The organism is Bacillus sp. L381 (assembly GCF_030284525.1).
GTDB classification, from domain to species: domain Bacteria; phylum Bacillota; class Bacilli; order Bacillales; family Bacillaceae; genus Bacillus; species Bacillus amyloliquefaciens.
This window is the reverse complement of sequence record NZ_CP127224.1, coordinates 537,174-563,636: the sequence shown is the minus strand read 5'-3', so window position 1 is coordinate 563,636 and position 26,463 is coordinate 537,174. Positions and strand designations below refer to the sequence as shown.

The window sequence follows — 26,463 nt, the reverse complement described above, 5'->3', positions numbered from 1 at the left end:
TTGTAAGACTAGATCCCTTTTCTCAGGGAAAATTAACTGCGTATTTCCAGAAAGGGAGGTTACAGACGATTATGGATAAGCGTGAATTAGCGGCTCACGAATCGCTCGACTTACATGAAATAATTAACTTCAAGACGCTTTGTGTAGCGAAATCCAAGCTCATGCAAGGGCTTGTGTTTGATCAGGATCTGAAAGCGTTAATGGAAAAAGATGTTCAGCAGGCCTCTCAAGATCTGGCTGATCTGCAGACGGTTTATGAACGTGCACCTTTTCAGGCTCCAGTTCCTCAAAACCGGCCGACACCGATCATCAACTGAAAGGAAGGTAAGCACCATTGAATCATGACCAATTAGATCCAATCAATTCATTACATGTCCCTGAACTCGCAGATATGACATTCGCAATGGATTTTCTCATACGCGCCAAAGAAGGCGTCAGAAATACCGCCGTCGCTTTAACGGAAACCGCTTCACCTGATGTAAGGGCTTTGCTGCGCAAACAGCTCATGCAAGGAATCGCGATGCACCAGGACATTACAGACTTGATGGTCAGTAAAAAGTGGTTTCACCCGCATGATCTGAGCGAACAGTATAAATTGGATCAGCTTTCAGCGAAAAATACCCTCATGGTCGGAAACATGAACCTGTTTCCCGTTGAAACAAACAGAAAAGGAATGTTTGACCGTACACCTGATGAACATTAACACTGGAGGTATTACAGCATGAAGGCCGTAACGTATCAAGGAGTTAAAAACGTTGTAGTCAAAGACGTGCCTGACCCGAAAATTGAAAAACATGATGACATGATTATAAAAGTCACAAGTACGGCAATTTGCGGGTCAGATTTACATTTAATCCACGGACTCATCCCGAACTTGCAGGAAGACTACATCATCGGGCATGAACCGATGGGCATCGTGGAAGAAGTCGGCCCCGGCGTGACAAAAGTCAAAAAAGGCGACCGTGTCATTATACCTTTTAATATCGCCTGCGGAGAATGCACTTATTGCAAAAATCACCTGGAAAGCCAGTGTGATCAATCAAATGAAAACGCCGATATGGGCGCTTATTTCGGCTATTCAGGGAGTACCGGCGGCTATCCGGGCGGCCAGGCGGAATATTTACGCGTCCCTTTTGCGAACTTTACCCATTTTAAAGTCCCCGAAACGTGTGAAGAACCTGATGAGAAATTGAGTGTTATTTCCGATGCGATGACAACCGGCTTTTGGAGCGTTGACAATGCCGGCGTAAAAGAAGGCGATACAGTCATCGTTCTCGGCTGCGGACCCGTAGGCCTGTTCGCTCAAAAATTCTGCTGGTTAAAAGGAGCGAAACGCGTAATCGCTGTAGACTATGTCAACTACCGTCTCCAGCATGCCAAACGGACGAATAAAGTGGAAATCGTTAACTTCGAAGACCACGAAAATACGGGAAGCTATCTGAAAGAAATCACCAAAGGCGGCGCGGATGTTGTCATTGACGCCGTCGGCATGGACGGAAAAATGACAGACATGGAGTTCCTCGCAAGCGGATTAAAGCTTCATGGCGGGGCCATGAGCGCTTTGGTCATTGCCTCCCAAGCGGTGCGAAAAGGAGGAACGATTCAGATTACGGGTGTGTACGGCGGCAGATATAACGGTTTTCCCCTTGGCGATATCATGCAGCGGAACGTCAATATCCGCTCAGGACAAGCTCCGGTCATCCACTATATGCCGTATATGTTTGAATTGGTATCAACCGGCAAAATTGATCCGGGCGATGTTGTAAGCCACGTCATTCCGCTCAGCGAAGCGAAACACGGCTATGAGATGTTTGACACGAAAACAGATGATTGCATAAAAGTTGTACTCAAACCTTAGAGAACGGAGGCTACAGAAATGGCCCGCGCCTTACATGAATTACTCGAAATTCAGGAGATGACTTCTTTTAAATCACTTTGTCTGACGAAATCCAAAACCATGAAAGCGCTGGTATCCGATCCGCAGCTGAAAGAAATCATGCAGCAGGATGTGGATACATCAACAAGGCAATTACAGGAATTTGCTTCGATTTTATCTGATGCACAGCATGAATGAGGAGATGATTGACGAATGAATCCGATTATTGAATACCTGACAGGCATGAATGCACTGACAGACCAAATTGTCGCAATGGATTTATTGAATTCTGCAAAAAGCGGAGTCAGAAACTATGCGATGGCGGCGACGGAAGCAGGAACGCCAGAAGTGAAAGCGATCCTCACCCGGCACTTAGAAGAAGCCCTTGACATGCACGAGCAAATCTCAAGCTATATGATGGAAAAAGGCTGGTATCATCCGTGGAACACAAACGAACAAATCCAGCTCAATTTACAAAATATTGATACGGCGCTCCGCCTGCCCACTCTATGAATGTTTGCTGCTGAGGATGCCGCTGTCCTCAGCAATCTTTTTTACAGCGCCCAGGCGGCTCTCAGTTTTTTTATGCCGTCTTGTATATCCGTTTCAGAAACTCCCGCGAACCCGAGGGAAACTGTTTTCGCAGGGAGCTGTTTTTGATAGGTATGAGACACGGGATAGATTACGACTCCTTGTTCCTTTGCTTTTTCAATCAGCTCTTTTTCACTAAAAGGCAGCTTAACGTCCAGTAAAATCCGCAGACCGGAATTTTCTCCGCGAATCCTTACATATTGTCCCAGCTCGCGCCGCACGGCCTCTAATAATACGGCTCTTTTTTTCCGGTACAGCTTTCTCATTCTGTTGATATGTTTCTGCCACTCCCCGCTTTTGATAAATTGGGCCAGCGTCAGCTGACTGTGGCAGGAGACGGTCTGTTTATATAAAGAAGCGATTTGCCTGCCTTTTTCGATAAGCGGCAAAGGGAGAATCATATAGCTGATGCGCAGCGAGGGTAGCAGAGATTGAGAAAACGTCCCCATATAAATGACACGGTGATGCTGATCAAGCCCTTGCAATGAAGGGATCGGCCGGCCGGTGTATCTGAATTCTCCGTCATAATCGTCTTCTATAATGAACGACTGGTGTTCCGCCGCCCATTTCAGCAGCTGAATCCTTCTGTTTACCGGCATAATCGTCCCTAACGTAAATTGATGAGAAGGCGTGACATACACTAGACGCGGCCGCTCTTCCTGCAGCTTCCGAATACAGACCCCTTCATCATCAACGGGTATCGGTATGATATTCATATGATTGGCTTCAAAAATCTCCCTCGCTCTCGGGTAACCCGGGTCTTCATATCCGATGGAACTATTCGATTCAAATACGTTGCACAGCATTTGCAAAAGAATAGGGTTTCCGGCGCCTACTATGACTTGTTCAGGAAGGCAATTCACGCCGCGCGATTGATATAAATACTCTGAAATGATCGTTCTCAGCTCAGCCTCGCCCAAATCATCCCCGGGCCGATACAGCTCATGCCCATATTGATCTAAGCTTGTGACCATGCTTTTGCGCCATGCCGAAAAAGGAAAATGCACGGCATCCACAGTGCCGTAATGGAAATCAATCCATTGCGGATCTTCCTTCGTCTTTCTTTGAACGGGTGAAGCGCCCGGCTTCTTCACATAGACAGCTTCTGAATCATAATCGGCAAACCATCCGCTTCTCGGCTTACTGACAATATAGCCTTCGGCGGCAAGCTGTTCATAGGCCCGTTCTACAGTCGTCTGACTGACAGAAAGCTGACTCGACAAAAGCCTTTTTGAAGGAAGCTTCAGTCCTTTAGGAATACGGCCCTGATGCATATTCTCCTTAAAATGCCGATAAAGCTGCTGATAAAGCGGAATATCCAGATCTCTATTTAAAAATGGCGTAATATCCATTTCTGCCTCCCCCAAACTGGCATTCTTCTTTTTATAAAAACTGGCCATTTGTATAAGGCCAATTTCAGTTTATAGTCATTATAAACTTTGAAAATCGGTTTAGAAACACAAACCGGATAAAGCAAATTTTATGTTGGAGTGATTGAAAATGAACAAAGCCACAAACGGCTGGATCAACGGATTTATCGGCGTGCTTATTTTCAGCGGTTCGCTTCCCGCGACCCGCTTGGCTGTAGCGGACTTTGATCCGGTATTTCTCACTGTATGCCGCGCCGCGATAGCCGGTATATTGGCAGGTGCTCTGCTCCTCATCTTTAAGGAGAAACGCCCGGCCAAAAGCGACATCATCTCACTATTAACAGTAGCGTTCGGAGTTATAATCGGTTTTCCGCTGCTTACAGCCTTAGCGCTTCAGTACGTCACTTCCGCACATGCCATTGTCTACATTGGGCTTCTCCCGCTTGCGACGGCGATCTTCGGCGTACTGCGCGGAGGCGAACGGCCCAGTCCGGCCTTTTGGATTTTCTCGGCTGCCGGCAGCATCCTCGTAGCCGGTTATGCTCTGCTTCAAGGAGGAGAATCCTCTCCGCTCGGTGATACGTACATGATCGCTTCGATTATCGTATGCGGTCTCGGTTATGCTGAAGGCGCTCGTCTCTCCCGGCGGCTGGGCAACTGGCAGGTGATCTCTTGGGCACTTGTTTTATCGCTTCCCCTTATGTTCATACTGTCTATCTGCTTTATTCCGCACTCATGGTCAAACATCGGCGCGCCTGCACTGCTAAGTCTCGCATATGTGTCCTTATTCAGCATGCTGATCGGGTTCGTATTCTGGTATCGGGGACTCGCCCAAGGCGGTATCGCGGCGGTCGGACAGCTGCAGCTGCTGCAGCCTTTCTTCGGCCTGTTACTGGCCGCTATGATTCTGCACGAAAGAGTAGGATGGGGACTTGCAGCGGTGAATGTCGGCGTTATCGCTTGCGTGGCAGCCGCCCGGCGGTTTTCGAGTAAGACAGTTCATTCAGAAAATGCCGTAACCAAGTAAAATCATTCGTCACCAACAGTAAAAAAAGATACCGGGAAACTGGTATCTTCTTTATTTATAAAGGCTTTGCTGCTTTTGCTTCAGGCCGTTCCATCTTCTCACCCTTAAGATCGTAATAGCTATAAACGAAACGATGACTAACACAAAGCCTGACAATATTAAGATAGGGATATTTGAAATCAATACAGTTAACATGTATGCAGAATACTTTAACCCCGCCGCTGCCGGACAAATCATTCCCAATGCCAAAAACTTATAATTGTACGCCTCCAATAATACTCAAAGTGGCCGTCTTTTCATTCTGCACGCCCTGCTCACTTAGTCTGATCCGTGAGACTGTACTCGACTTTAGGGACTTGCGCTTGTCCGTTTCTCGCCTTTCCGCAACGGCAAAACCATGCCATAATGTGATAAGAAATAATGATGCACGATAGGCAGGTAAACACATGAAGAGACTCTTAACTAAACATCTTTTATTAGCTCTGGTTTCGACCGTTTGCTTTTTAATGATCTTTTATGTGAGTTTAAAAATGACACAGGAAAATCCACCGCCGTTGTCTGATCGGTTTTATCTTTTTATTTATATGTACATAGCAGCCGGTTATTTGGCGGTCGGTCTTATGTTAGCTTGTATGACTGAAGTCTTGAACAAACGCTGGGAATTCAATAAAACGTCTTCCATTCTATTGAAACTTATCGTTTACTTATCCATAACGTATGCTATTTCTCGTTCTTTCTTCATTTTATTGGCACCGTTGATTTATTTGCTGTTTGAGTCGTTATTCATCCCGAGAAAAGCTTGATAACCAGAAAAAAAACATACCGCATTCTGCCGGTATGTTTTTGAGTTTCGTTTCAGTTTTTTTCAGTAATCCGTTTGATGTTTTCTTCCATCAGGCCGGAAATGAGCTGTTCATTTGTATGAGGAATCTGTTTGAGCTGTTGTACGACCAGCTCCTGTCTTGCGGCTGATTGATTTTGGCCCAGCTTTGCTTTCCCCTCTATTTTGCTGACTTTGATTTTAAAGCCTTTTACCCCTTTGTTCAAGCCTGCCAGCAATTTCGCATCAACATCCTCTAATTTATACGGGCTGTCGGGGCTTTCGTATTTCAATACGAGATCACTCATCGAATGCACGGTTTCTTCTTTATTTAAAAGCTCCGCCTCTCCGTAAACATGAACCGCCACGTAATTCCATGTAGGAACATCCTGATTCGTCTCATACCATTTGGGCGAGATATAACAATGAGGCCCTTGAAAAACGGCTAACACGCTTTGGCCTTCAATCTCTTTCCATTGCGGGTTCGCCAGTGCAAAATGACCGTACAAGTAATGGTTATCCTTGCTCATCATCAATGGCAGGTGGGTTGCGTATGGCATGCCTCCTGCCGTTGAAAACAATGTTGCGAAACCATAGTCTTTGATGACATTACTCGCTTCAGCTTCACTAAGCTGAAATGGAGCGGGGATAAACATAAAAATTCTCCTCTCTGAACATGGATTTGATAAAGTGCTTTCCGCTATAATAAGGTATCGACTGACATTTAAAAAGGTACAGATTCGGATAAATACACATGTCAGAGGAGAACATCTGATGAAAAATATAATTTTCGCTTTCAGAAGCGACGCCCCGAAATATAAACAAATTTACGAGCAATTTAAGTCATTGATTGAGCAGGGAAATATCCAGGCAAATGAGCGGCTGCCATCCATTCGGGAGCTGGCGGATTCCTTGCTGGTAAGCCGCAATACAACGCTGATGGCCTATGATCTCCTTTTAGCGGAGGGATACATTCGCGGCGAAACACGCAAAGGATATTTTGCAAACGAAGTAGAACCCTCTTTATTTCAACAAGAAAATGATATTGTTCAAGCTGAGAAAACAGAATCGCCGCAGCCGGTCTCGGTTGATTTTCGCGCCGGAGCCGTCGATCAAAAGCATTTCCCTCTGAAAACATGGAGAAAATTATACAATCAAGTTTTGACATCAGAGAAAAGCTTCCTTTACGGTGACCCGTTCGGCGAGTTGGACCTGCGTGAACAAATTGCCGCTTATCTCTTGGAATCCCGCGGGGTGAAAACAGACGCGGATTCCATTATCATCGGCAGCAGCACACAGCAGATGCTGATTTATCTCAGCCGGATTCTGAAAGAAGATTTTTCCGGAATTATCGTTGAAAACCCGGGATTTGACGGTGCCAGAGAGGCATTTCAATTTCATGGGCTGTCACTTGAAACGATGCCTGTCTATGAAAACGGAGCTGATTTTTCTCAATTACATGCAATGAAAGAAAAATTAATCTATGTGACCCCCTCCCATCACAGCCCTTACGGCGTAAGCATGTCCATTCAGCAGCGCCAGACACTGATCAATTGGGTGAATAAAAGAGAGGGATATATTCTGGAAGATGATTATGACAGTGAATTCCGTTATACGCAGCAGCCGTTTCCCGCTCTTGCCTCCATTCAATCAGACCGTGTGATTTACTTAGGGAATTTCTCAAAATCCTTTCTTCCGGGCATCCGCATAAGCTATATGGTTTTGCCGCAGCGCATTTTACACCGGTTTAAAAAACGGTTTATTCATTTTGAAAGCACCGCTTCTTCGCTTAACCAGCTGGCCATGGCTGAATTGATGAAGGCCGGTGAGTGGACCCGCCATATTAAACGCATGCGCACTGTCTACAAGCGCAAAATGCAGCATTTGATTACACATATCAACCAGCACTTCGGCGATCATGTGACGATCATCGGCGAGCAGTCGGGGCTGTATATATTGGTGAGAGTTCACCTGAACTATTCAGAAGAAACATTAATCGAGCGCGCTTTTCAGTACGGGGTGAAGGTATACCCTACCGCCATTTATTTCGTTTCCGGAAAGCCGGAACCGCCGATCATAAAGTTAGGTTTCGCCCATCTCGATACTGATCGGATCGCACAGGGCATTCAGCTTTTGAAACATGCCTGGCTGACATGAAATAAAAAAGGCGCCATTTGGCGCCTTTTTTTTATTTCGTATTTCTTGTAAACTTCGGCAGGCCAAACATAATGGCGATAATGCCGCAGATTCCGATGAGAACGGGATAAAAAGAGTATGGCAGAATGCTGACGGGTGAAATATTCCCGAATTTCCCGGCCGATAACAGCTGCGCGCCGTAAGGAATGAGCCCTTGTACCATGCACGAAAAGATATCCAGAATACTTGCCGATTTTCTGTTGTCGATCTTAAATTCATCAGCGATATTCTTCGCAATCGGCCCGGCTGCGATAATCGAGATCGTATTATTGGCCGCAGCCAGATTCGTCACGCTGACCAGACCGGCAATGCCGGCTTCAGCGCCTTTTTTCGAACGGATTCGTTTCGTAATGAACTCCAGTAAAAAGTCGATCCCGCCGTTTTGTTTCATAACGCCGACCATTCCGCCGATCAGCATGGACAGGATGATAAGATCGGACATTCCGGCAATTCCATCCGTAATCGCCTTAAAATAAGATGCAAACGTCAGGCTGCCGCCCGCTAATCCGATGATTCCCGTTAAAACCAATCCGCCGAATATGACAGCCATCACGTTAAAACCGATTAACGCAAAGACTAACACGGCGACATAAGGCAGCACTTTGATCCAGCTGTAAGATTCAGCGCCCGCATGGCCTGCGTGGCCTGCCGGAATAAAAAATAGGATAATAACAGTGACAATGGCAGCGGGCAAAACAATCAGAAAGTTCGTTTTAAATTTATCCCTCATTTGTGTTTTTTGCGTCCGGACTGACGCAATGGTCGTATCGGAAATAAAGGATAGATTATCTCCAAACATAGCTCCGCCTACGACGGCAGCCATCGTAATCGCGCCTGGGATGCCTAGCTCTCCGCTCAAACCGGCGCTGATCGGGGCAACCGCCGCAATCGTTCCCATTGAAGTTCCCATCGATATAGAAATGAAACAAGAAATGATGAACAGCCCCGGCAGCAAAAACTGCTGCGGAATAATGCTCAAAGCAAGATTGACAGTTGAATGCACCGCACCCATCGCTTCAGCCGTTGAAGCAAAGGCACCCGCCAATATAAAAATCATCACCATAATGATAATATCAGGATGTCCCGCACCGGAAGCAAACCATTCTATTTTTTGATTGAGCGATTTCTTGCGGTTAAATAACAGCGCAAAAGCTGATGCAATGATCGCGGCAATCAAGATCGGCAATTTATAAAAATCTCCGGTCACCAGACCAGAGCCGACAAAAAGCCCTACGAATAAAACTAATGGCAATAACGCCCAAGGGTTCTTATTATTGTTCATCTGGGTAAACCACCTCTTTTCAGCATTAAAGTCGCTAATCACAGTCTAAGCAACATTTCACACTTTAAAAGTCTGCAGTGAAAAAGTCAAGCTGAAAAAAGGATAAATAAAGATTAAATTAGATTCATTTCTCTCTATTGTGGTTTTTTATGTTTTCCAAAAAAAGGTGCGGATAAAGTCAGCAGAAAATAAAAAAACCAAGGCTTTGTTCCCTTGGTACATTTCTTGCGGCCGGCGCTCAGGTCATCTTCGTCACTCAGAAATACATTCAGCTTTCAAGCTGCCTTTTAGTTTCGCTTCATTTTCAAGTATGATTTCGTAGTCCTCAATCTTCTTGTTTAACCTATTTATGGTTTCATCAATTTCTCTCTGTTTCTCCGTCAGCCTTTTTCTTTCATTAATAAGAATGTTTTTTCGGGGTTCAATCGTATGATCGGCTCCTTCAGTAAATAAAGCGGTATATTCAATCAGCGCCTCAATCGACAGGCCGGCACTTCTCATGCATTTTATAAATTGAATCCAATTCACATCATTTTCATCGTAATCGCGGATGCCGCTTTCATTGCGCTTTACCGGAGGGATCAGTCCTATGCTTTCATAATACCTAAGCGTCGCGGCTGATAACTCAACCTGCTTTGCAGCTTGTGCAATCTTCATGTTCTTACCACCCATCCTTCATCTATCATACCTTTCATAAGCGTGCCATTATAGAATATCATTTCATAAAAAAATAAACCAAATGCCTTGACTTAAAGTCCGCTTTAACATTTAAAGTAAAATTGAAAAGAGGATTCACCACTTTATTTCGGAAAGGAAGATAACCATGTGCAATAATCATCCAACTCGTGTGTTAAGCGCTCCGCATGCAAAAGCTGCATTTGAACGGACGACGATTGAGAGAAGAGCATTACGGCCGAACGATATCCTGATTGACATTAAGTACAGCGGCATTTGTCATTCAGACATCCACAGTGCATTCGATGAATGGGGCGGCGGAATCTTTCCGATGGTTCCCGGGCATGAAATTGCCGGAGTTGTGGAAGCCGTTGGCGATGAAGTCACCAAATTTGCCGTCGGCGACCGCGTGGGTGTCGGCTGTTTTGTAGACTCCTGCGGAGAATGTGAATACTGCCTCAACGGTGACGAACAATATTGCACAAAAGGTGTTGTTCAGACTTATAATAACCTGGACTACGAAGGAAATCCTACGTACGGCGGCTACAGCCAGAAAATAGTTGTCACTGAAAGATTCGTTGTCCGGATTCCGGATCAGCTGGAATTGGATGTTGCCAGCCCGCTGCTGTGCGCCGGTATTACCACGTATTCCCCGCTGAAACACTGGAATGCCGGTCCCGGCAAAAAAGTGGCGATTGTCGGAATGGGCGGCCTCGGACACTTAGCCATTCAATTCGCGCACGCTTTAGGCGCAGAGGTCACCGTCCTCAGCCGCTCAATGAATAAAAAGGACGAAGCTCTTGAATTTGGAGCCGACCATTACTTTGCGACAAGCGATCCGGATACATTCACTGAGCTGGCCGGACATTTTGATCTCATTTTAAATACGGTATCCGCGAACCTTGACGTCGATGCCTACTTATCCCTGCTTCGCATTGACGGTACATTAGTAAATGTAGGAGCGCCTGCTAATCCGGACTCATACAGTGTGTTCTCCTTAATCACGGGCCGCCGCAGCATTGCGGGTTCACTCGTCGGCGGTATTCCGCAGACTCAGGAGATGCTTGATTTCGCCGCTGAGCACGGCATTGCTCCTAAAATTGAAGTGATTCCGGCCAATCAAGTCGACGAAGCGTACGAACGGGTTCTCCAGAGCGATGTCCGCTACCGTTTCGTTATTGATATTTCGACTTTATAATCACCATAAAAAACATACCAATATCAGTTGGTATGTTTTTTCAGTTCAGACGGAATCCGCCCGACAAGGTGGTATGCGGCTTATTTCAGCAGCCAGTCGGGCACCGCTTTTATATAAACCAATTCGCCTATCAGCTCAACAATCGTCTGTGTGACGATAACAGCAGCGGCCAGTGTGGCCCAGGCATCCGGCAAGGCCAGCGCCAACGGAAGAACTGCGAGAGAATTTCTTGTGCCCGTGCTGAAGATCAGTGCTCTTCCTTCACCTGTATCCAAACGAAATGCATATGCGATAAACCGAGAAACAAACGGCATAATGAGCAAGAATAACAGATAGATGGGAATCACACGTACAATGATGTCAAAATCACTGTATACCTTGCCGATTTGTGTAGCGACGACCGCCAGTAAGACAAGAGCCATAAAAGGAACAGGCAGCCAAGCCGTCCATTCTAACACCTTTACTCCCGCCGGCTTCTTATCAGCCCATAATTGAGTCATTACTGCCGCCAGCAGCGGCGCAGCTATTAAAAATAAGAATGCTTCCAGAAACGGTCCCGCATGAACGGCTCCTATGACCTCTTTTCCGATAAACAGCCACAGGTATAACGGCAGCAATACCATCTGAACGACGAACAAAACCGGCGTAGAAGCCAATATTAATTTCTCATTTCCTTTGCCGAGCTGAGTAAAGACGATGACGTAATCGATACAAGGTGTAAGCAATACCAAACAAACTCCTAATAATATAGGAGGAGATTGAGGGAAAATGGCGGTCAAAACCCACACAACGACAGGGACAGCTAAGAAATTACCGATCAGTAATGCCGACATAAACTTGAGGTTTGAAATGGCTTCCCTCAGCTTTAAGAAGGGAATTTGGGCAAACATGGCATACATGAGAACAGCAATAAGCGGTGATATCGCCCACCCCCAGCGAAGTCCTGAATCTTTCCCGGCGATCCCCGCTATTCCTCCGATAACAAGAGACACACCATATATCCAAATTTGCTGATTTTCTAATTTTTCTCTGGTTATTTTCATTGGCTGGCAACCCTCCCCTGCCCATTATACCTTCTTTTATTTATAAGAATCGGGCTGGCGCCGCCGGAATAACAAAACACGACTCACACCTTTATTTATTGGTTATTATTTTTTTGATAGTTACCATATAATTGCCCGCAAGCGGCATCTATATCAATGCCGAATTGACTTCTGATGGTAACGTTAATTCCTGCTGACTTTAATTTTTTATAGAAGTTTACAACTTGATTCTCATTTACTTCTTTAAATCTCATAGGTGAACTAACAGTTGGGTTGTATCTAATGATGTTTACATGGAACAAGTTCCCTCTCTTATATCTGCCTCTTAAAAGCTTTACTACTTCATTCGCATGGTCAATAGAATCATTAACTCCCGGCAGCATAATATAAGCAATATAAACTTTTCTTGAGGTCACACGTATATGCTCATCTAATGTGTCCATTACTTCCATTAACGGGTAGCGTTCATTAATTGGCATTAACTTGCTTCTCTGTTCGTTAAAAGGAGAATGTAATGAAAACGTCAGATTGACCTGCGGATAGTTTTGAGTCATTTTTTTAATGCCCGGAATAATCCCTATGGTCGAAATAGATAACCTGCGAGGACTTAAAGCAAACAACCCCGGATTTGTAAGTACATGTAAAGCATCAAAAACTTGTATATTGGCTAAGGCTTCTCCCATTCCCATAAAAGAAATACTATCAATTGAATGCCCTTTTAAGTGAAAGTACAAAATTTGGTCAGTAATTTCATCTGACGTTAAGTTGCGTTTTAAACCAATATCTCCTGTTGCACAAAATGTACAGCCAAAATGACAACCGCACTGCGAGGATATACAAAATGACTCCCAGCCAGCTTTATATTTCATATTTACCGTTTCTATTTTTTCGTATCCTGAAATTTCAAATAAGACTTTTGTAACTTGCTCAGAATGCTGTGCTTTTAAAGCAGCAATATTTAAAACCGACTCTCCAAACTCCTTAACTAACATTTTTCTCAAGGATTTAGGAAGAACCGTTATTTCATTGAAATGATTTATTCTCCCATGGAATATAGCATTTGTGATTTGTTTCATTCTAAAATCAGGAAATTCATTCTTCTTCAAGAACTCTTGAATTCTTATATACTTGTTTTTTTGTCGCATGTTTTCTCATCCTTCCATAAAACTCTCGTTTGTTTGAGTAAATAGAAGGGAGTTATCATCTAACCTTTTTTAAAAATTAGGCACAAAAAAAACACCGACACAATTATCGGTGTTACGCTTAAATAAAATCATGCACAAATAAACAAGGACATTATGTCATTGAATTATCGCTTATTTGCCATAGAGTAAAAGCGCCGATAACTGTTTTTGTATGGTTATTTGGCTTAAAAAAGGACAGACTGCTCCCTTTGCCGGCCAAGATATTTCCAATTTTTGCATCTGAACCATACAAAATTCTAAAAACGGTTATCATTGCTTTCACCTCTTTCTTGTCAATATTAGTAATAATCACCATATCATAAGGGTTCCCCTATGTAAAGTTTAAAACATAACAATGCTTGACTATAACTGCCTGCTCCGAACATTTCTAAATTGATATAATGGGTGAACGGCAGCTGCCTACTTGAATACCAATCTTCTTATAGTGATTTTTTATATTTAAGACAGTATGATGATTTGTCACTTCATCGATCAGTTCGTTTAATTGATCCAGATTGACCGGTTTATTTTCTAATAAGCTCCTGAAACTTTCTCTGATTTCTTCAGGATAGACATTTCCGACCAAGCTTGACAGACCGTTACACCCGTTATTCAGCATTTCTGGAAAATTAACGTCTCCTGCCGCAAATATAATGAAGTGATCAGGGAACTCTGTTTGTTTATGACGCAGAACGTCTCCCACTTCTTTAAGCCCCCTGATCTCAGGGTGCCGGCTTATTAAATCCTTAAGCGCTTTCTCACTCAGATTAAAACCGGTCCCGCCAGGATTATTATAAAGCACAGCCTTTTTAGAAGTATGACTGAGAAGTTCATCAACGTAATAAATAGCCTGCTGCTGTGTCGGTCTTATATAAGGCGGAAACCCTATGAGTACAGAATCAATATTGGTTTTCTCAATGTTTTTCATAAGTGTTACGGCATCACTGGTTCTTACGGCTGAAACACCGAACATCAGTTCAAGATCTTCAAATTTTTTCTGATTGAAATACTCAATGATCTCAAGACGTTCATCTATGCTCAGTGAATGCTGTTCGCCAGTCGTGCCGCATATGAGTAACGAATTGATACCGCTGTTTTTTAAACGTTCGACAACAGGATCAAATCCTTCTAAACATAAACTTTCATCTTCATGAAAAGGGGTAGGGATTGCAACATTTAGATTCTGCATGAGAATGTCCTCCTATTCTTAATTGCTTGTAGGGTATCATATAACACCGACTGACATTTAAAAAGGTACAGTTTCAGATAATTTAACATGTCAGATACCGTATGAAATGCCCTTATAGCATGTTAACGTTTTTTATCAACCCTGCAAAACCGTGCACGGAATGTCGGGCAGATACACGCCGCTCCTGTTATTCTTTTGTTAAAGGAGGTCAATAAAATGGATTCGATTACAAGTATGAACAGAGCACTAAAGTATATTGAAGAAAACCTTACTAACGATATTGATTTTAAAGAAGCAGCAAAGCTTGCTTTCTGCTCTGAATATCATTTTAAAAGGATGTTTTCCTTCCTTACAGGTATTTCATTATCGGAATATATTCGCCGCAGACGTCTTACTCTTGCAGCTTTTGAACTTAAAGACCGCAGTGTAAAGGTTATTGATATTGCAATAAAGTACGGTTATAACTCACCGGATTCTTTCGCTCGAGCATTTCAACATTTGCATGGCATAAGGCCATCTGAAGCTAAACATAATGGCCATTCACTTAAAGCTTATCCACGAATGACCTTCCAGTTATCAATCAAAGGAGGAAATGAAATGAACTATCGTATCGAAGAAAAAGAGGCATTTCGCATCGTTGGCATTAAGAAAAGAGTTCCTATTATTTTCAAAGGGGTGAATCCGGAGATTGCATCCATGTGGGAAAGTTTAGATGAGGAAACAATAAATGAACTTAAAGAGCTTTCTAATGCAACACCTTTGGGACTCATTAGTGCATCCACAAACTTTTCTGAAGGCCGTACAGAGGAGAAGGGAGAGCTTGATCATTATATTGGCGCAGCAACAACGAAACATTGCCCAAATCACCTATCACAGCTTGAAGTTCCTGCCTCAACGTGGGCTGTATTCGAAGCAATCGGATCATTCCCGGATGCACTGCAAGAAGTGTGGGGACGGATTTATTCTGAATGGTTTCCATCGTCAAATTATGAACAAATAGAAGGCCCGGAAATACTGTGGAACGAGCATAAGGATGTAACATCGCCATCTTTTAAAAGCGAAATTTGGGTGCCGATTTCAAAAAAAGAATGTTATACAAAGAAGTAAAAGGTATTGAAGATTTTTTTAAGGAAGGATTATGCCCCCTTCCTTTTTGTGCGCCAGTTGCAGCCCTGGCTGCATTTTTTCGTCTTTCCTCAATACGCACACAATAGTGCCCGTTTAAAACTCAGCAGCAATTAAAATTTACAGTACCAAAAAATCGCGATTTCATTTGCTGTCGAAAAGTTGGAATAAAGCATAGTATCCACAGCGCCTATTACAAATCGGTGTTTGGCATAAAAATGACAAGCTGACACATTAATATCCTGTGTTTCAAGCATAAGGCCGCAACAATCATTCTCCTTTGCCCACTCCATCGCTTTATTTAATAATGCTGTTCCAACACCATTTTTTCTATAGTCCTTTGCAACAGCAATATCCTCTATCAGCGCATACCCATTCCAATGAGAACGAATCTTTATCCGGCCGATACAATTGTTGTCAGCATAATACAAAAAAACAGCTTTCCCCTCTTCTTCAACATAACTGACATCAATATCATCATCTTCATATTTCTTAACATAAGGTTTAGAAAAACGTTCCTCAGTATATGTCCACACATTGTTTTCAAATGAAGGTGCAATTCTCCCTGACACAACGAAAGGTTCGTTTGGTTTATTGAAATCTTTCATATGACATTGAGTCATTTTAATAATCATATGAATCTCCCTTCTAACGAGATTATATTTTGACGGTTCCATTATATGTTATTCCGCAAATAAATCAATAACTGAAAACGAGAGGCCATACATTCTTATAGAAAAGGTTTGATTCTTCCTAATATGGACTTATACCGCGTTTCTTTTTTTCTTTCTCCACATATCTTTAATACTAGTAAGTTGTAAATTTATATCAGGAGGAGATTTGAAGTGGAAGAAATGAATATGGAGCCATCACGGCTCTGCAGAGAATTTGCACGCATTCTCAGTTCAACGCCCAGTGTCGTAAATGGTGTATGTACGGCTACAAGATTTCGAAGCAACATTCATCCAGTGGTACTCGGAAGAAGAGCCGAGGCATTTCCTTTTATTCCTCAAGCCTTTTCTTTTGAAAGCATGGACCGGGAAGGCAGAGCTTTATGTTTAGGTGAGACTGTTTTACTTCAGGAAGAAGTAAACCCGTTAATGAGTGAGCTGCGCGAATTCGGTATTATCGTAACCGCCGTTCATAATCATTGGCTGTTTGATAAACCGCGTCTGATGTTTATGCATTTTGAATCAATTGATAAACCTCTTAATTTTGCAAGAAAAGTAAGAGAGGCCTTTAGAGTTCTAACCACTAAAACTGTGCGTGCGGTACCAAAAACTGACGGGGCAATGATTGAACAGCATGGTCTGTGTGACGAATTCAATGATATTCTTGGCGGAACCATGCATACCTTTGAAAATGGAATTTGTACAGTGATGAGATCCCGCACAAATATAAAACCAGTAGTGCTTGGAAGACCAGGAAGATCATTTTTGCTCATTCCTCAAATGTTCTCATTTGAATCTATGACAAAAGATGGCCGGGCTCTTTGCAGCGGCGAAACTGTAATCCTTCAAAAAGAAATCAATCCATTTATCAGTGTCCTTCGGGAACATGATCTGATTGTAACGTCACTTCACAATCACTGGCTGTTTGATAAACCAAGACTGATGTATATCCATTTCGAAGCAATTGATAAACCTGTCGACTTCGCATTAAAAGTAAGAGATGCTTTAAAAGTTCTTACTGATAAAGAGGTCAGGGGTTAATATATGTTTCGGCCCTATTGAAATCACAGTCATAAAAAGCGATTGAAAAATCGCTTTTTTACATAGAAAAGGTACTGATGCAATGGAAGCACCGCTGTTGCTCTGACTAATGTTATATTTTTTTCAGAATCGGGCATCCTTAATTTATACAATAAACCTGTTCATTTCCTAACCCAAAACTTATAAGCTTCTTAAAATACTAAACCTCTAAAAAAATAATGATACTTTGCAGATCAAGTAACGGTGTTAGATGAAAAATCCGGAGGCTTTTATGTCACATTTCATAACTTTATTTGAACAACATAGTTATCTGATTTTATTTTCCGGTATTATTTTAGAGCTCTTAGCTATTCCAATTTCAGCCGAGATGATCATGAGCTATGCAGGGTATTTTGTTTATCAAGGAAAAATGAGTTATGCTTTAGCACTTCTAACTGCCTTTATTTCCGCGGGCACGGGGATAACAATCACATATTGGATTGGCAGAACCGGAGGATATAGATTAATCGAGCGGTATGGAAAGTATGTTCATTTAGGGCCCGAAAGGTATAACAAAACAGCGGCTTGGTTTGAGCGGTCAGGGAGTAAATTGCTTATATTTGCTTATTTCATTCCCGGGGTCAGGCATTTTACCGGTTATGTATCGGGAAGTTCCAGAATGTCATTTCCAACATTTATTATCCCTGCTTATATTGGGGCCATTTTGTGGGGAAGCTGTTTTATTACTTTAGGGAAAGTATTGGGGCCTAAATGGGAGACCTTACATCAGGCAGCAAGCAAATATGCAGTCATTTTTCTTTTTGTTTTGGCTGTTTTGTTAGCGGGGTATCTCCTTTTTCGGTTTTATAAAATTCAAATTAGAAACTTTTTTATCCATTGGCTAATGAGATTAACAAATCGTTTCAGAACGATAAGGGCTACTGAAATATTCCTTACTTGCCTTACGTTAGTTTTAATTGGGTTTGTGATCCTGATGTTTAGCTTAGCTCAAGATTATTTAGCAAATGACGTTGCCCAGTTTAATCAAATTGCGGAATACGTCGTTTATACTGCTGTTTATACGGACTGGATGAAAGGATTTTTAATCTTTCAACAGCCGGCTGCCATTGCCGGCCTCATCGTTTTAACCATAATAAGAATTTGGCTAAAGAATCAGAATAGGCTGCTGGAGTATCTATTATTCGCGGTTTCCATTCTCGGCGGAGTCCCTTTTCGCGCATTTATTATGGAGGCCTTCTCTATCCTTCAAACGTTTGGTTTTAAAGGGACATTTCATTCTGACGATTTTCCGGATCTGAATGCCGCTATGATGATTATCATTTATGGAACCTGCATATTTTTACTTATCCGGCATTCAAAAAATAATTATCTGACCATTGTGACTCCCTTATCAGGCTTATTCTTATTAATAGCTTTCGCGATTGTACATATTAAATGGACAAGCATCCTTCCAAGCGACATAGTGGGCGGATACGTATACGGCGGGGTTTGGATGTTTTTTAACTTCCTGTTATTTGAGCTGTTTCGACTTGTGCTTGAAAAGATTAAATGAGAAAGGCTCAACGAGGAGTGAGGCCGCTTTCTATGTGAAGTTCAGACCCAATAATATTTGATGGCTTCATTTGGGCAAATGCCCTTATCAAAAACGATCTGGGTGCATATCCTGCTCCTAAATGTCATTCATTAAGGGAGTTTAGATATGTATTATTATTATACTAGTCCGTATTATGTTTACGATTTCAGACAACAGCCTGATTTAAGTCAGGCAAATCATAAAATGCGAAGCCATTTATCTACGATCCGGCAAATTCCAATACACTCATCCTCCTTCCAAAGATCAATGGCTGCAGTAGTGAAACATCTGCAGGTTGTCAGCAGAGCACTCGCTCTGGGGTGCGGTATGAGTTCAGAATTCAGATTTCTTCCAGACACCTGGGGATTACGTGAACTTCATATTGTACACGCGAAATATCTTACACCATTGAGTTATCACGTTTATTCCGCCTTAGGTGCAGCAGAGCTTCTCGCCTCCGGACAAGGCCGGGCTCCTCATTTTCCTCTTATGGTTGGCTGCATGAATTCAATACTTCGTCTATGGTCAAACTTTCCTGCAGCAATAGCAGACCTGCGAAGAGCGGCCGGCCGCCAATACGCGGCATCTGTAGACGAGGCAGAACGCCTATTAAGACCGATGGTTCAATCCACACAACAGGCATTATCAATCAGCCAATCCGCAGTTAGTCCGGCTATTTGGGAAGCTTCCTTACGCGCCGCACATTTAGCCCGGGAAGTACGGCAGAATGTTGCACAATCAGTGAGTCAGGGATCTTCATATTAGTAAGTCAAGAGATATAACAGCGATACTTTGGGGGCTTTACACAGTCACATAACTAGACTTAATCACACCAAAAGAGAGCAGTAAACATGAGAGTTACTGCTCTATTCACCGTTCATTTATTTTACAGTATTTCATTTCTAGCAAATCCTTCTGCAGCTGAAACACCTCTATGATGTATGATTTGACCTTTTTTATCCAAAACATCTTCTGTTTTCAACTGAAAAAGGGATTCCTTAAACCAGCAGCCCAAGTAATAGATGAATCCCCCCGCCAATTTTCGCCGCTAATCTCCTCATGAAAATCAAATAATCATTTTAATGATGATGGCTGTCATGCGGCTTCTCACTTTTGACCTGACAAAGAATCGTATTGTCGTGATTATGCGCGGCTGTTTCCATTTGAACCGTTACATGCGTAATGCCTTTGTGCTCAAGCACATGTTCAATTTTGCGTAAAATACGTTCACTTTCTGAAATAGTCAGCTGATCATCAACAACAGCGTGGCAAGAAAGAGCATTCAATCCGCTTGTGATAGACCATATGTGTAAATCATGAATGTTTTGAATGCCCTCTGTCTCTTCAATTGTATGAATGATGTCAGTAACATCAATATTTTCTGGAGTACCTTCCATTAATACGTGAATGGCATCTTTAGTCACGTTATAACCGCTCCTTAGGACAAGAACAGCCACAATGACACTGGCCAATGGATCTGCCCAGCCCCACCCAAAGAAGATGATAAGTATCGCAGCTAGTATGGCACCCACGGATCCGAGCATATCACTTATTACGTGTAAATAAGCTCCTTTTATGTTCAGGTTATTCTTTGTATCTCCGCCATTCAGCATAATCCATGCGACCAATATATTCACAGCTAACCCGATGATACTAATGATAAGCATGCCCGTTGTCGCTACCTCCGGGGGATGAGAGAAACGTTTGATTGCTTCATAAATGATATAAAGGGAAATAAGAATTAATGCAACACCGTTTATCACAGCGGCAAGAATTTCAAATCGTTTATAGCCGAATGTCTTATTGTGACTCGCCTTTTTTTCAGCCAATTTAAAAGCAATCAGAGCAATCATTAATGAGATTGAATCACTTAGCATATGACCCGCATCTGACAAAAGCGCCAGACTATTCGTTAAAAATCCGCCTATCGCTTCTATAATCATATAACCTGTAATCAGGATAAAAGAGATCAATAAAACCTTTTTGTTGGACCCATCAGTATGATTGTGACCCATGAAATCTCCTCCTTAACCTAAAATTTCTTGATGCATATGCTTTTATTATTTCTTTTCTGTTATGAAGCATTCTAACATGTCACAAAAACAATTATATATGATCATGTGTTCATATACGTATATAAATGTTCTTTACTATCATTTTTTAATGAAAGATACCCCCTTTACATCTTTAAAAACAAACTGAATAATTAAATAACTTCTGCTGTCTCTCCTAATCAATGATTGATATAATTTTCTTATCATGAGCTTGGGAGGCTGCATTTTTATGAAACCACGGATTACAGTAATCACGTTAGGCGTAGATCATTTAGAAAAATCGCTGCACTTCTATCGAGATGGTCTTGGTCTGCCTACAGAAGGAATAGTCGGTAAAGAGTTTGAGCATGGTGCAGTTGCCTTTTTTGACTTGCAGCCAGGACTGAAACTTGCCATTTGGGAACGCAAATCCATCGCACATGAAACAAATGTTGCTTTAACTGCACCAAGCCCTGTCGAATTTACATTAGGGCATAATGTTCATAGTAAGGCTGAAGTCGATAAAGTAATGGAACAGGCAAAACAGGCAGGAGCAACTATAACTGATCCCGCTCATGATACTTTTTGGGGCGGATACTCCGGTCACTTCCAAGACCCTGATGGGCACCTATGGGAAATCGTTTGGAATCCGCACTGGGATACATTAGATAAAAACTGATATGCTATTTTCTGATGGAGCAGTGTTTTTCATTTAAGAAATAAAAGCACACCTAAATTTTCTGGTGTGTCGGATTTCCGGTATGATTTGGACAAATTCTTAGACAGATGATCGACTAACTTAAAGATAGATAAATACTATCCCCCTATAAAAACTAAAAGACAAGGGCGGCAAGCTGCCACTCTCTTGTCTCTTCTCATTTCAGTTCCCTAAACGGTATGGAGCCGGATGTTTTTTATGCCTGCCCTGCTATGCGGCCTTTTTCACCGTTTAGTTCTGCTGAGCAAGCTCCTTGTTTGATCCTCCAACAGCCTTGCACGGAATTTTCGCGGTGAAAATTTTCTTTCAAGGAAAAAAAGATTCAAGTCTTTTATTAAAATTTTATTTTTTCTTCTTGTGCTTACGTTTACAAACATGTTCTTTCTCTTTCTTATGACGCTTTTTACATTTCGCTTTTGCTGCTAATCTTGCTGCTTCTGCGTTTGCTTCCGCCGCTCTTGCTCTTGCTTCTTCTGCCCTTGCTATTGCTTCTTCTGCTCTTGCTCTTGCCTCTGCTTCTCTTGCTGCTTCTGCTCTTAATGCTTCTTCCACCTGATCAATATCATGACCACTGTCACAGGCTTCGTTGTAAGGCTTTTTTTTCGGAATGAACATTTGATCTTCACCTTGGTTATAATACATAATCATCACTCCTTCTCACATGATGATTAACCAACACATTTCAGAGAAATTTTCATTCATCCATACAATAGACACTGGAGAAACATATACTGAATGATAGTTTTAATGTGAAAGGAGACATCAACTTTGGCAAAATATCGGATGATGACCTTTGATGGGGGCGGTACCTTAGGTGCTTTAAGTTTACAACTATTGAACAGACTGGCTAAACAACATCCAACATTAATAAGCCGAACCCATGTGTTTTCGGGAAATTCAATCGGTTCATTCACTGCCCTTGCATTAGCCAGCGGAAGATCGCCGCAGGAGACATTCCGCTATTTTAAGGAAAATATCCTGCCAGCATTCAGCATTTCCCGGCCGGGCGGACCTGTTTTCAATCAACAATTACCATATTCCGGTTTTATTAAAGCGGTACGAAACTTTTTCCCGGCAGATCTTCGCCTCAAAGATTTAAGAAGACGAATTGTTGTCCCTTCATTCAAATTATATTCTCCAAAACTGGATCGTTGGACTCCTGTATTATTTCACAACTTTCCCGGCTCTCCCTATTTAGATGAGAAAGTGAGTGATGTCATACTGCGGAGCAGCGGTGCTCCCGCGACGCAACGCGCCTATCAAAACTACGTGGACGGATATGTAGTAGCAACGAACCCCAGTACAGCCAGTATCGCGTTTGCAGTAGGAAAAGCCAAAGTCCCTTTGGATCAAATTGCAGTATTATCCATTGGAACAGGTGAAGCCCCGACTCGGTTAAAACGAGATACGAGGGGGTGGGGAATGGTAAGTGCAGATAACATACGTCCCGAAAACCTGAAGAATCTTCCTCCGAATTGGGGAGTCCTTTTGGACAGGTCGCCTAATGAACCTTTACTGCCATTTCTGCAGATTGTCGGTGGCGGAAACGGTTACTATGAATCCATGGTCAGTGCGAATCTTCTGGGAGATCGCTTTTTCCGGTTAGATCCGCGGATTCCTAACTTCTCCAAAACGGACCCTTCCGTGGTTCCCGCTGTCATTGAAATTGCGAACAAAACCAACTTACAGCCTGTGAATAAATTTATAGAGAAAAACTGGAACAGCAAATAAGAACGGACAAAATACCAAGAGTGGAAAAACCCTTGGTATTTTTCGATTCGGCCGAGAGGACTTGAACCTCACCTCATACGGGTTATTCACCCACTAGGCCCTCAATAGCCTGTTATTTCAAGCATTTGCAGTCATTCATTGTATCTATTTACACCGTTTTATGTTCAATTTAGGCAAGCATAAAGTACTTTGTTTATTCTTTATTTCCAAGTGACCATATCACCACCGGAATTAATAATAACGATAATATTCCTCCGCCAAGTGATAATGTTAGGTAACTTGCGCCTGCTACGACCATTCCGGACAATGCTCCGCCGGCAGCTCCGGACAACGCAATCAAAACATCCACTGTACCTTGAGTTTTAGCCCGTGCGGAAGCTTCAGTTGAATCAACAATAAGTGCAGTTCCGCTTATTAAACCAAAATTCCATCCTAACCCGAGCAAAGATAGAGCAATGACCATAAGAATCATAGAATCTCCCGGGGCAAATGCCGATATGAGTCCTGCAAAAAGCAGCGTAATTCCAGAAGATACAGCCATTACAGTACGGCCTAATTTATCCGCAAGCACACCTGTCACCAGTGAAGGGAGATACATAGCACCTATATGAAAACCAATAACAAGACCGACTGCACCCAAGTCATGCCCATGATGTCTCATATGAACCGGTGTCATTGTCATAATAGCTACCATTACAATTTGAGTAAGAATCATAACCGCTGCGCCCGCAATGATCCCTCTTTTTTTCTTTGTGTGTTCGTCCGCGGTCACTTGGCCTCTATCATCAGGTTTTTGGCCGGAAATTTCTATTGTTCTTGCTATGACTAACGGATCCGGACGGAGCATGATGAAAAGCGTGGCACCTGCTAAAATATATGCTGCTGCCGCTAAAATGAATGGGCCCGCAAGTGACGGAACACCAATAGAGAGAGCAAATTTCCCCATTACATTCACTAAATTCGGGCCCGCCACTGCACCAAATGTGGTAAAAACCATAGTCATACTGACAGCAGTCGCCCGCTGTTTGTGATTTGCCAAATCCGTACCTGCATAGCGGGCTTGCAGATTTGTCGCTGTTCCCGCACCATAAATAATCAAAGAAGCAAACAACAGAAAAACACTATTTATCATTGCCGCAATGATGACTCCTATCGCTCCCAGTCCGCCAATCATAAAACCGGCTGAAAGACCTGTTCGCCGGCCATAACGCTGAGAAAGCCTTCCCACAAATAATGCGGCCCCTGCTGATCCTAAAGTAAATAAAGCAGAAGGTACACCGGCAAACGCATCTGTACCAAGCATTTCCTGTGCAATAAGCGCACCGACAGTAACTCCTGCCGCCAGCCCTGCACCGCCGAAAATTTGTGAAAGACTGACGACAGCTAAAGTACGCTTATATAACGCTTTTTGTTTTTCAGGAGAATCTATGAATTGCCGCAATGATGCCGATAGACCATCTGACACATTTATACTGTCTTTTTGAAGCATAACCCGACCTGCCTTTCTTATAACCTCCAACAGATTTGGATTATCATAACACGCGCAAAAAAGCCATACAATATGAGAATTGTATGGCGAACAATATTACATATGCTCATCCAGCAAGCGTTTAAGAATCATTAAGCCCTGCTCAAGCTCCCGAAGCGTTTTCGGTGCACAGACAGACACTCTGACAGCCCTTTCCGGACAACTATTCCCAACGACAAAGCGTTCAGCCGCATACACTTGCACTCCATGTTGTGCGGCTAAATTTTCAAATTCCGCACCTGTCATGTTTCCGGGTAACATTAACCATCGAAAGATTCCCGTTTCAGCACCTGCACACGTATAGCCATGTAAATATTGATTTACGATTTTGTTTCTGCGAATGGTCTGTTCACGATGACTTTCAATTAAGACTTCAAATTGATTCGATACGATCGTACGTGCAGTAAGTTCTGCTAATAGCGGAGAAACAGTTATATTTAAATTGTAAAGCGCCTTTGAAATCGGCTCATTATATTGATCGGGACTGCGACATACGCCAGCCTTAACCCTGGTGCTAATGATTTTGACAGACCGGCAATGTGAATGGTCTGTTCCGGTGCAAATGATGCGATGGCCGGAAGCGGATTTTTCCCCAGAAGGTGGTACGATGCATCTTCAATAATGAACTGATTATATTTTTTTGCAATGCCCGCAATCATCTTTCGATTCTCAACAGACATAAAAGACGCTGTCGGATTATGATAATCCGGGATTAGGTAGATGCCTTTAATATTTTCATTTTTACACGCATATTCAAATGAGGAAGGGCTCATTTCATTGTTCTCTGATTTTATCGGCACAATCTGCACACTCAGCATTGATGCGGCCGTTTTCAAGCCGGGATATGTATGATGATCAACTCCGATGCGATCTCCCGGTTTACAAAGACTTGCCAATGTGGCGGCAATCGCATTTTGCCCGCCGTTTGCAAATAAAATGTGATCAACGGACGTTTCAAATCCGCCTCTTCGAATCAGCTTGACAGCCGCATCTTTCTGCCAAAGACTTTCACCTGTCCGGCCATAGCCGAACCACTTTTCGTAATCTTCCTCTTGCAGCATACTTTTCAGCTGGAGCAGCAGCGGCTCATAAGAAACCTGATCCGGAAGTGTCGCTCCCATTTCAATTAAATGCTTCGGCTTTGTATCTTCGAGCAGATACGCATTCGATAATGCATCGTAAGCAACAAAAGTCCCGCTCCCGACAGATGCACTCAACAGACCTTTTAACTCGCAAACTTTAAAAGCCTTTGAAATAGTGCTTACATTTAAATCCAAATAATCAGCTAATTCTCTCTGAGGAGGCAGCTTGGTTCCGGGTAATAAAACTCCTTGTAATATATCCTGTTCCAATTTTCCCGCAATTGCTTTATAAATGGGCTTTTCCGTCTTATCAATCGTCGGCTTCCAGCTCATCGGATAGTTTTCAAAAGAATTGATCGGCATGATATGCTTCCTTTTTTCATTCAATTATATGATCGCACCGTTTAGAAAACAATTTTTAATCCATTATGCCAAACACATACTTTGAAATATTCCAGCAGCCAATCACCCCAGAGGATTTGGTTGACATACAAAATCGTGCAGTCGCTT

General features: G+C 42.7%; 26 protein-coding genes and 1 pseudogene. 13 read left to right on the top strand and 14 right to left on the bottom strand.

What is annotated here, in order from left to right:
- The first annotated feature begins 71 nt into the window (after positions 1-71).
- The 5 genes from QRX25_RS02740 to QRX25_RS02720 are packed head-to-tail and all read left to right on the top strand — an operon-like array spanning position 72 to position 2,389.
- Positions 72-317: a spore gernimation protein GerQ gene (locus QRX25_RS02740; protein WP_212100426.1), complete on the top strand. Its 246-nt coding sequence runs from the start codon at positions 72-74 to the stop codon at positions 315-317.
- 17 nt (positions 318-334) lie between these two features.
- Complete coding sequence (locus QRX25_RS02735) at positions 335-703, top strand: spore coat protein (protein ID WP_212100424.1); 369 nt, start codon at positions 335-337, stop codon at positions 701-703.
- A gap of 18 nt (positions 704-721) precedes the next feature.
- Positions 722-1,858, top strand: a complete 1,137-nt coding sequence (locus QRX25_RS02730) for a zinc-dependent alcohol dehydrogenase (RefSeq protein ID WP_212100420.1) — start codon at positions 722-724, stop codon at positions 1,856-1,858.
- A gap of 18 nt (positions 1,859-1,876) precedes the next feature.
- Positions 1,877-2,074, top strand: a complete 198-nt coding sequence (locus QRX25_RS02725; protein ID WP_045508236.1) for a hypothetical protein — start codon at positions 1,877-1,879, stop codon at positions 2,072-2,074.
- A gap of 15 nt (positions 2,075-2,089) precedes the next feature.
- Positions 2,090-2,389, top strand: coding sequence for a spore coat protein (locus QRX25_RS02720; RefSeq protein WP_065980803.1), 300 nt, complete (start codon positions 2,090-2,092; stop codon positions 2,387-2,389).
- Positions 2,390-2,430: 41 nt separating this feature from the next.
- On the opposite strand, the gene pdxR (QRX25_RS02715) is transcribed toward QRX25_RS02720, so the two are convergent.
- Entirely contained in the window at positions 2,431-3,819 is a 1,389-nt protein-coding gene (pdxR, locus tag QRX25_RS02715) for a MocR-like pyridoxine biosynthesis transcription factor PdxR (RefSeq protein ID WP_212100417.1), read from the bottom strand.
- 148 nt (positions 3,820-3,967) lie between these two features.
- Here pdxR (QRX25_RS02715) and QRX25_RS02710 point away from each other — a divergent pair, with 148 nt between their 5' ends.
- A complete protein-coding gene (locus QRX25_RS02710; protein ID WP_065980801.1) occupies positions 3,968-4,864 on the top strand; it encodes a DMT family transporter in 897 nt (298 codons plus the stop codon).
- Positions 4,865-4,915: 51 nt separating this feature from the next.
- Here the strand turns inward: QRX25_RS02710 and QRX25_RS02705 are convergent, their stop codons facing one another.
- Together QRX25_RS02705 and QRX25_RS02700 are read right to left on the bottom strand one after the other, a co-directional pair.
- On the bottom strand, positions 4,916-5,059 hold the full coding sequence (locus QRX25_RS02705; protein ID WP_258415659.1) for a hypothetical protein: 144 nt from the start codon (positions 5,057-5,059) through the stop codon (positions 4,916-4,918).
- A 660-nt stretch (positions 5,060-5,719) separates the two neighbouring features.
- Positions 5,720-6,340 carry an FMN-binding negative transcriptional regulator gene (locus tag QRX25_RS02700; RefSeq protein ID WP_115998156.1) on the bottom strand — a complete coding sequence of 207 codons (621 nt, stop codon included), beginning with the start codon at positions 6,338-6,340 and terminating at the stop codon, positions 5,720-5,722.
- 118 nt (positions 6,341-6,458) lie between these two features.
- Here QRX25_RS02700 and pdxR (QRX25_RS02695) point away from each other — a divergent pair, with 118 nt between their 5' ends.
- Positions 6,459-7,841, top strand: a complete 1,383-nt coding sequence (gene pdxR / locus QRX25_RS02695; protein ID WP_212100415.1) for a MocR-like pyridoxine biosynthesis transcription factor PdxR — start codon at positions 6,459-6,461, stop codon at positions 7,839-7,841.
- A 31-nt stretch (positions 7,842-7,872) separates the two neighbouring features.
- Here pdxR (QRX25_RS02695) and QRX25_RS02690 read toward each other — a convergent pair whose 3' ends face one another.
- Together QRX25_RS02690 and QRX25_RS02685 are read right to left on the bottom strand one after the other, a co-directional pair.
- Positions 7,873-9,162, bottom strand: coding sequence for a Na+/H+ antiporter NhaC family protein (locus QRX25_RS02690; protein ID WP_212100412.1), 1,290 nt, complete (start codon positions 9,160-9,162; stop codon positions 7,873-7,875).
- A 252-nt stretch (positions 9,163-9,414) separates the two neighbouring features.
- On the bottom strand, positions 9,415-9,819 hold the full coding sequence (locus QRX25_RS02685) for a MerR family transcriptional regulator (RefSeq protein WP_212100409.1): 405 nt from the start codon (positions 9,817-9,819) through the stop codon (positions 9,415-9,417).
- A gap of 166 nt (positions 9,820-9,985) precedes the next feature.
- Here QRX25_RS02685 and QRX25_RS02680 point away from each other — a divergent pair, with 166 nt between their 5' ends.
- Positions 9,986-11,035, top strand: a complete 1,050-nt coding sequence (locus tag QRX25_RS02680) for an NAD(P)-dependent alcohol dehydrogenase (RefSeq protein WP_212100404.1) — start codon at positions 9,986-9,988, stop codon at positions 11,033-11,035.
- A gap of 80 nt (positions 11,036-11,115) precedes the next feature.
- Here QRX25_RS02680 and QRX25_RS02675 read toward each other — a convergent pair whose 3' ends face one another.
- The 4 genes from QRX25_RS02675 to QRX25_RS02660 all read right to left on the bottom strand — a co-directional run bounded on the left by QRX25_RS02675 (position 11,116) and on the right by QRX25_RS02660 (position 14,451).
- Positions 11,116-12,078, bottom strand: coding sequence for an arsenic resistance protein (locus QRX25_RS02675; protein ID WP_212100400.1), 963 nt, complete (start codon positions 12,076-12,078; stop codon positions 11,116-11,118).
- Positions 12,079-12,173: 95 nt separating this feature from the next.
- Entirely contained in the window at positions 12,174-13,223 is a 1,050-nt protein-coding gene (locus tag QRX25_RS02670; RefSeq protein WP_212100397.1) for a Cfr family 23S rRNA (adenine(2503)-C(8))-methyltransferase, read from the bottom strand.
- A 151-nt stretch (positions 13,224-13,374) separates the two neighbouring features.
- Positions 13,375-13,578 (bottom strand): hypothetical protein, encoded by a 204-nt coding sequence (locus QRX25_RS02665; RefSeq protein WP_115998162.1) that lies wholly within the window; start codon positions 13,576-13,578, stop codon positions 13,375-13,377.
- A 72-nt stretch (positions 13,579-13,650) separates the two neighbouring features.
- Positions 13,651-14,451 (bottom strand): dihydrodipicolinate synthase family protein, encoded by an 801-nt coding sequence (locus QRX25_RS02660; RefSeq protein ID WP_212100395.1) that lies wholly within the window; start codon positions 14,449-14,451, stop codon positions 13,651-13,653.
- Positions 14,452-14,667: 216 nt separating this feature from the next.
- Here QRX25_RS02660 and QRX25_RS02655 point away from each other — a divergent pair, with 216 nt between their 5' ends.
- Positions 14,668-15,558 carry an AraC family transcriptional regulator gene (locus tag QRX25_RS02655; protein WP_212100393.1) on the top strand — a complete coding sequence of 297 codons (891 nt, stop codon included), beginning with the start codon at positions 14,668-14,670 and terminating at the stop codon, positions 15,556-15,558.
- A 131-nt stretch (positions 15,559-15,689) separates the two neighbouring features.
- On the opposite strand, the gene satA is transcribed toward QRX25_RS02655, so the two are convergent.
- Positions 15,690-16,211, bottom strand: coding sequence for a GNAT family N-acetyltransferase (gene satA / locus QRX25_RS02650; protein WP_212100390.1), 522 nt, complete (start codon positions 16,209-16,211; stop codon positions 15,690-15,692).
- A gap of 210 nt (positions 16,212-16,421) precedes the next feature.
- On the opposite strand from satA, the gene QRX25_RS02645 reads away from it, so the two are divergent.
- Positions 16,422-17,288, top strand: coding sequence for a DUF1259 domain-containing protein (locus QRX25_RS02645; protein WP_212100387.1), 867 nt, complete (start codon positions 16,422-16,424; stop codon positions 17,286-17,288).
- A gap of 250 nt (positions 17,289-17,538) precedes the next feature.
- Positions 17,539-18,840, top strand: a complete 1,302-nt coding sequence (locus tag QRX25_RS02640; protein WP_258415654.1) for a VTT domain-containing protein — start codon at positions 17,539-17,541, stop codon at positions 18,838-18,840.
- 1,100 nt (positions 18,841-19,940) lie between these two features.
- On the opposite strand, the gene QRX25_RS02635 is transcribed toward QRX25_RS02640, so the two are convergent.
- Positions 19,941-20,876 (bottom strand): cation diffusion facilitator family transporter, encoded by a 936-nt coding sequence (locus QRX25_RS02635; protein ID WP_212100381.1) that lies wholly within the window; start codon positions 20,874-20,876, stop codon positions 19,941-19,943.
- Between the two features lie 268 nt (positions 20,877-21,144).
- On the opposite strand from QRX25_RS02635, the gene QRX25_RS02630 reads away from it, so the two are divergent.
- On the top strand, positions 21,145-21,573 hold the full coding sequence (locus QRX25_RS02630; RefSeq protein ID WP_115998169.1) for a VOC family protein: 429 nt from the start codon (positions 21,145-21,147) through the stop codon (positions 21,571-21,573).
- A gap of 381 nt (positions 21,574-21,954) precedes the next feature.
- Here the strand turns inward: QRX25_RS02630 and QRX25_RS02625 are convergent, their stop codons facing one another.
- On the bottom strand, positions 21,955-22,254 hold the full coding sequence (locus QRX25_RS02625; protein ID WP_212100378.1) for a hypothetical protein: 300 nt from the start codon (positions 22,252-22,254) through the stop codon (positions 21,955-21,957).
- A gap of 126 nt (positions 22,255-22,380) precedes the next feature.
- Between QRX25_RS02625 and cotR the strand changes: the two genes are divergently transcribed.
- On the top strand, positions 22,381-23,343 hold the full coding sequence (gene cotR, locus QRX25_RS02620) for a sporulation hydrolase CotR (protein ID WP_065980783.1): 963 nt from the start codon (positions 22,381-22,383) through the stop codon (positions 23,341-23,343).
- Positions 23,344-23,536: 193 nt separating this feature from the next.
- On the opposite strand, the gene QRX25_RS02615 is transcribed toward cotR, so the two are convergent.
- Positions 23,537-24,832, bottom strand: a complete 1,296-nt coding sequence (locus QRX25_RS02615; protein WP_212100375.1) for an MFS transporter — start codon at positions 24,830-24,832, stop codon at positions 23,537-23,539.
- A 96-nt stretch (positions 24,833-24,928) separates the two neighbouring features.
- A pseudogene (locus QRX25_RS02610) lies at positions 24,929-26,316 on the bottom strand (aminotransferase-like domain-containing protein).
- Positions 26,317-26,463: the final 147 nt, after the last annotated feature.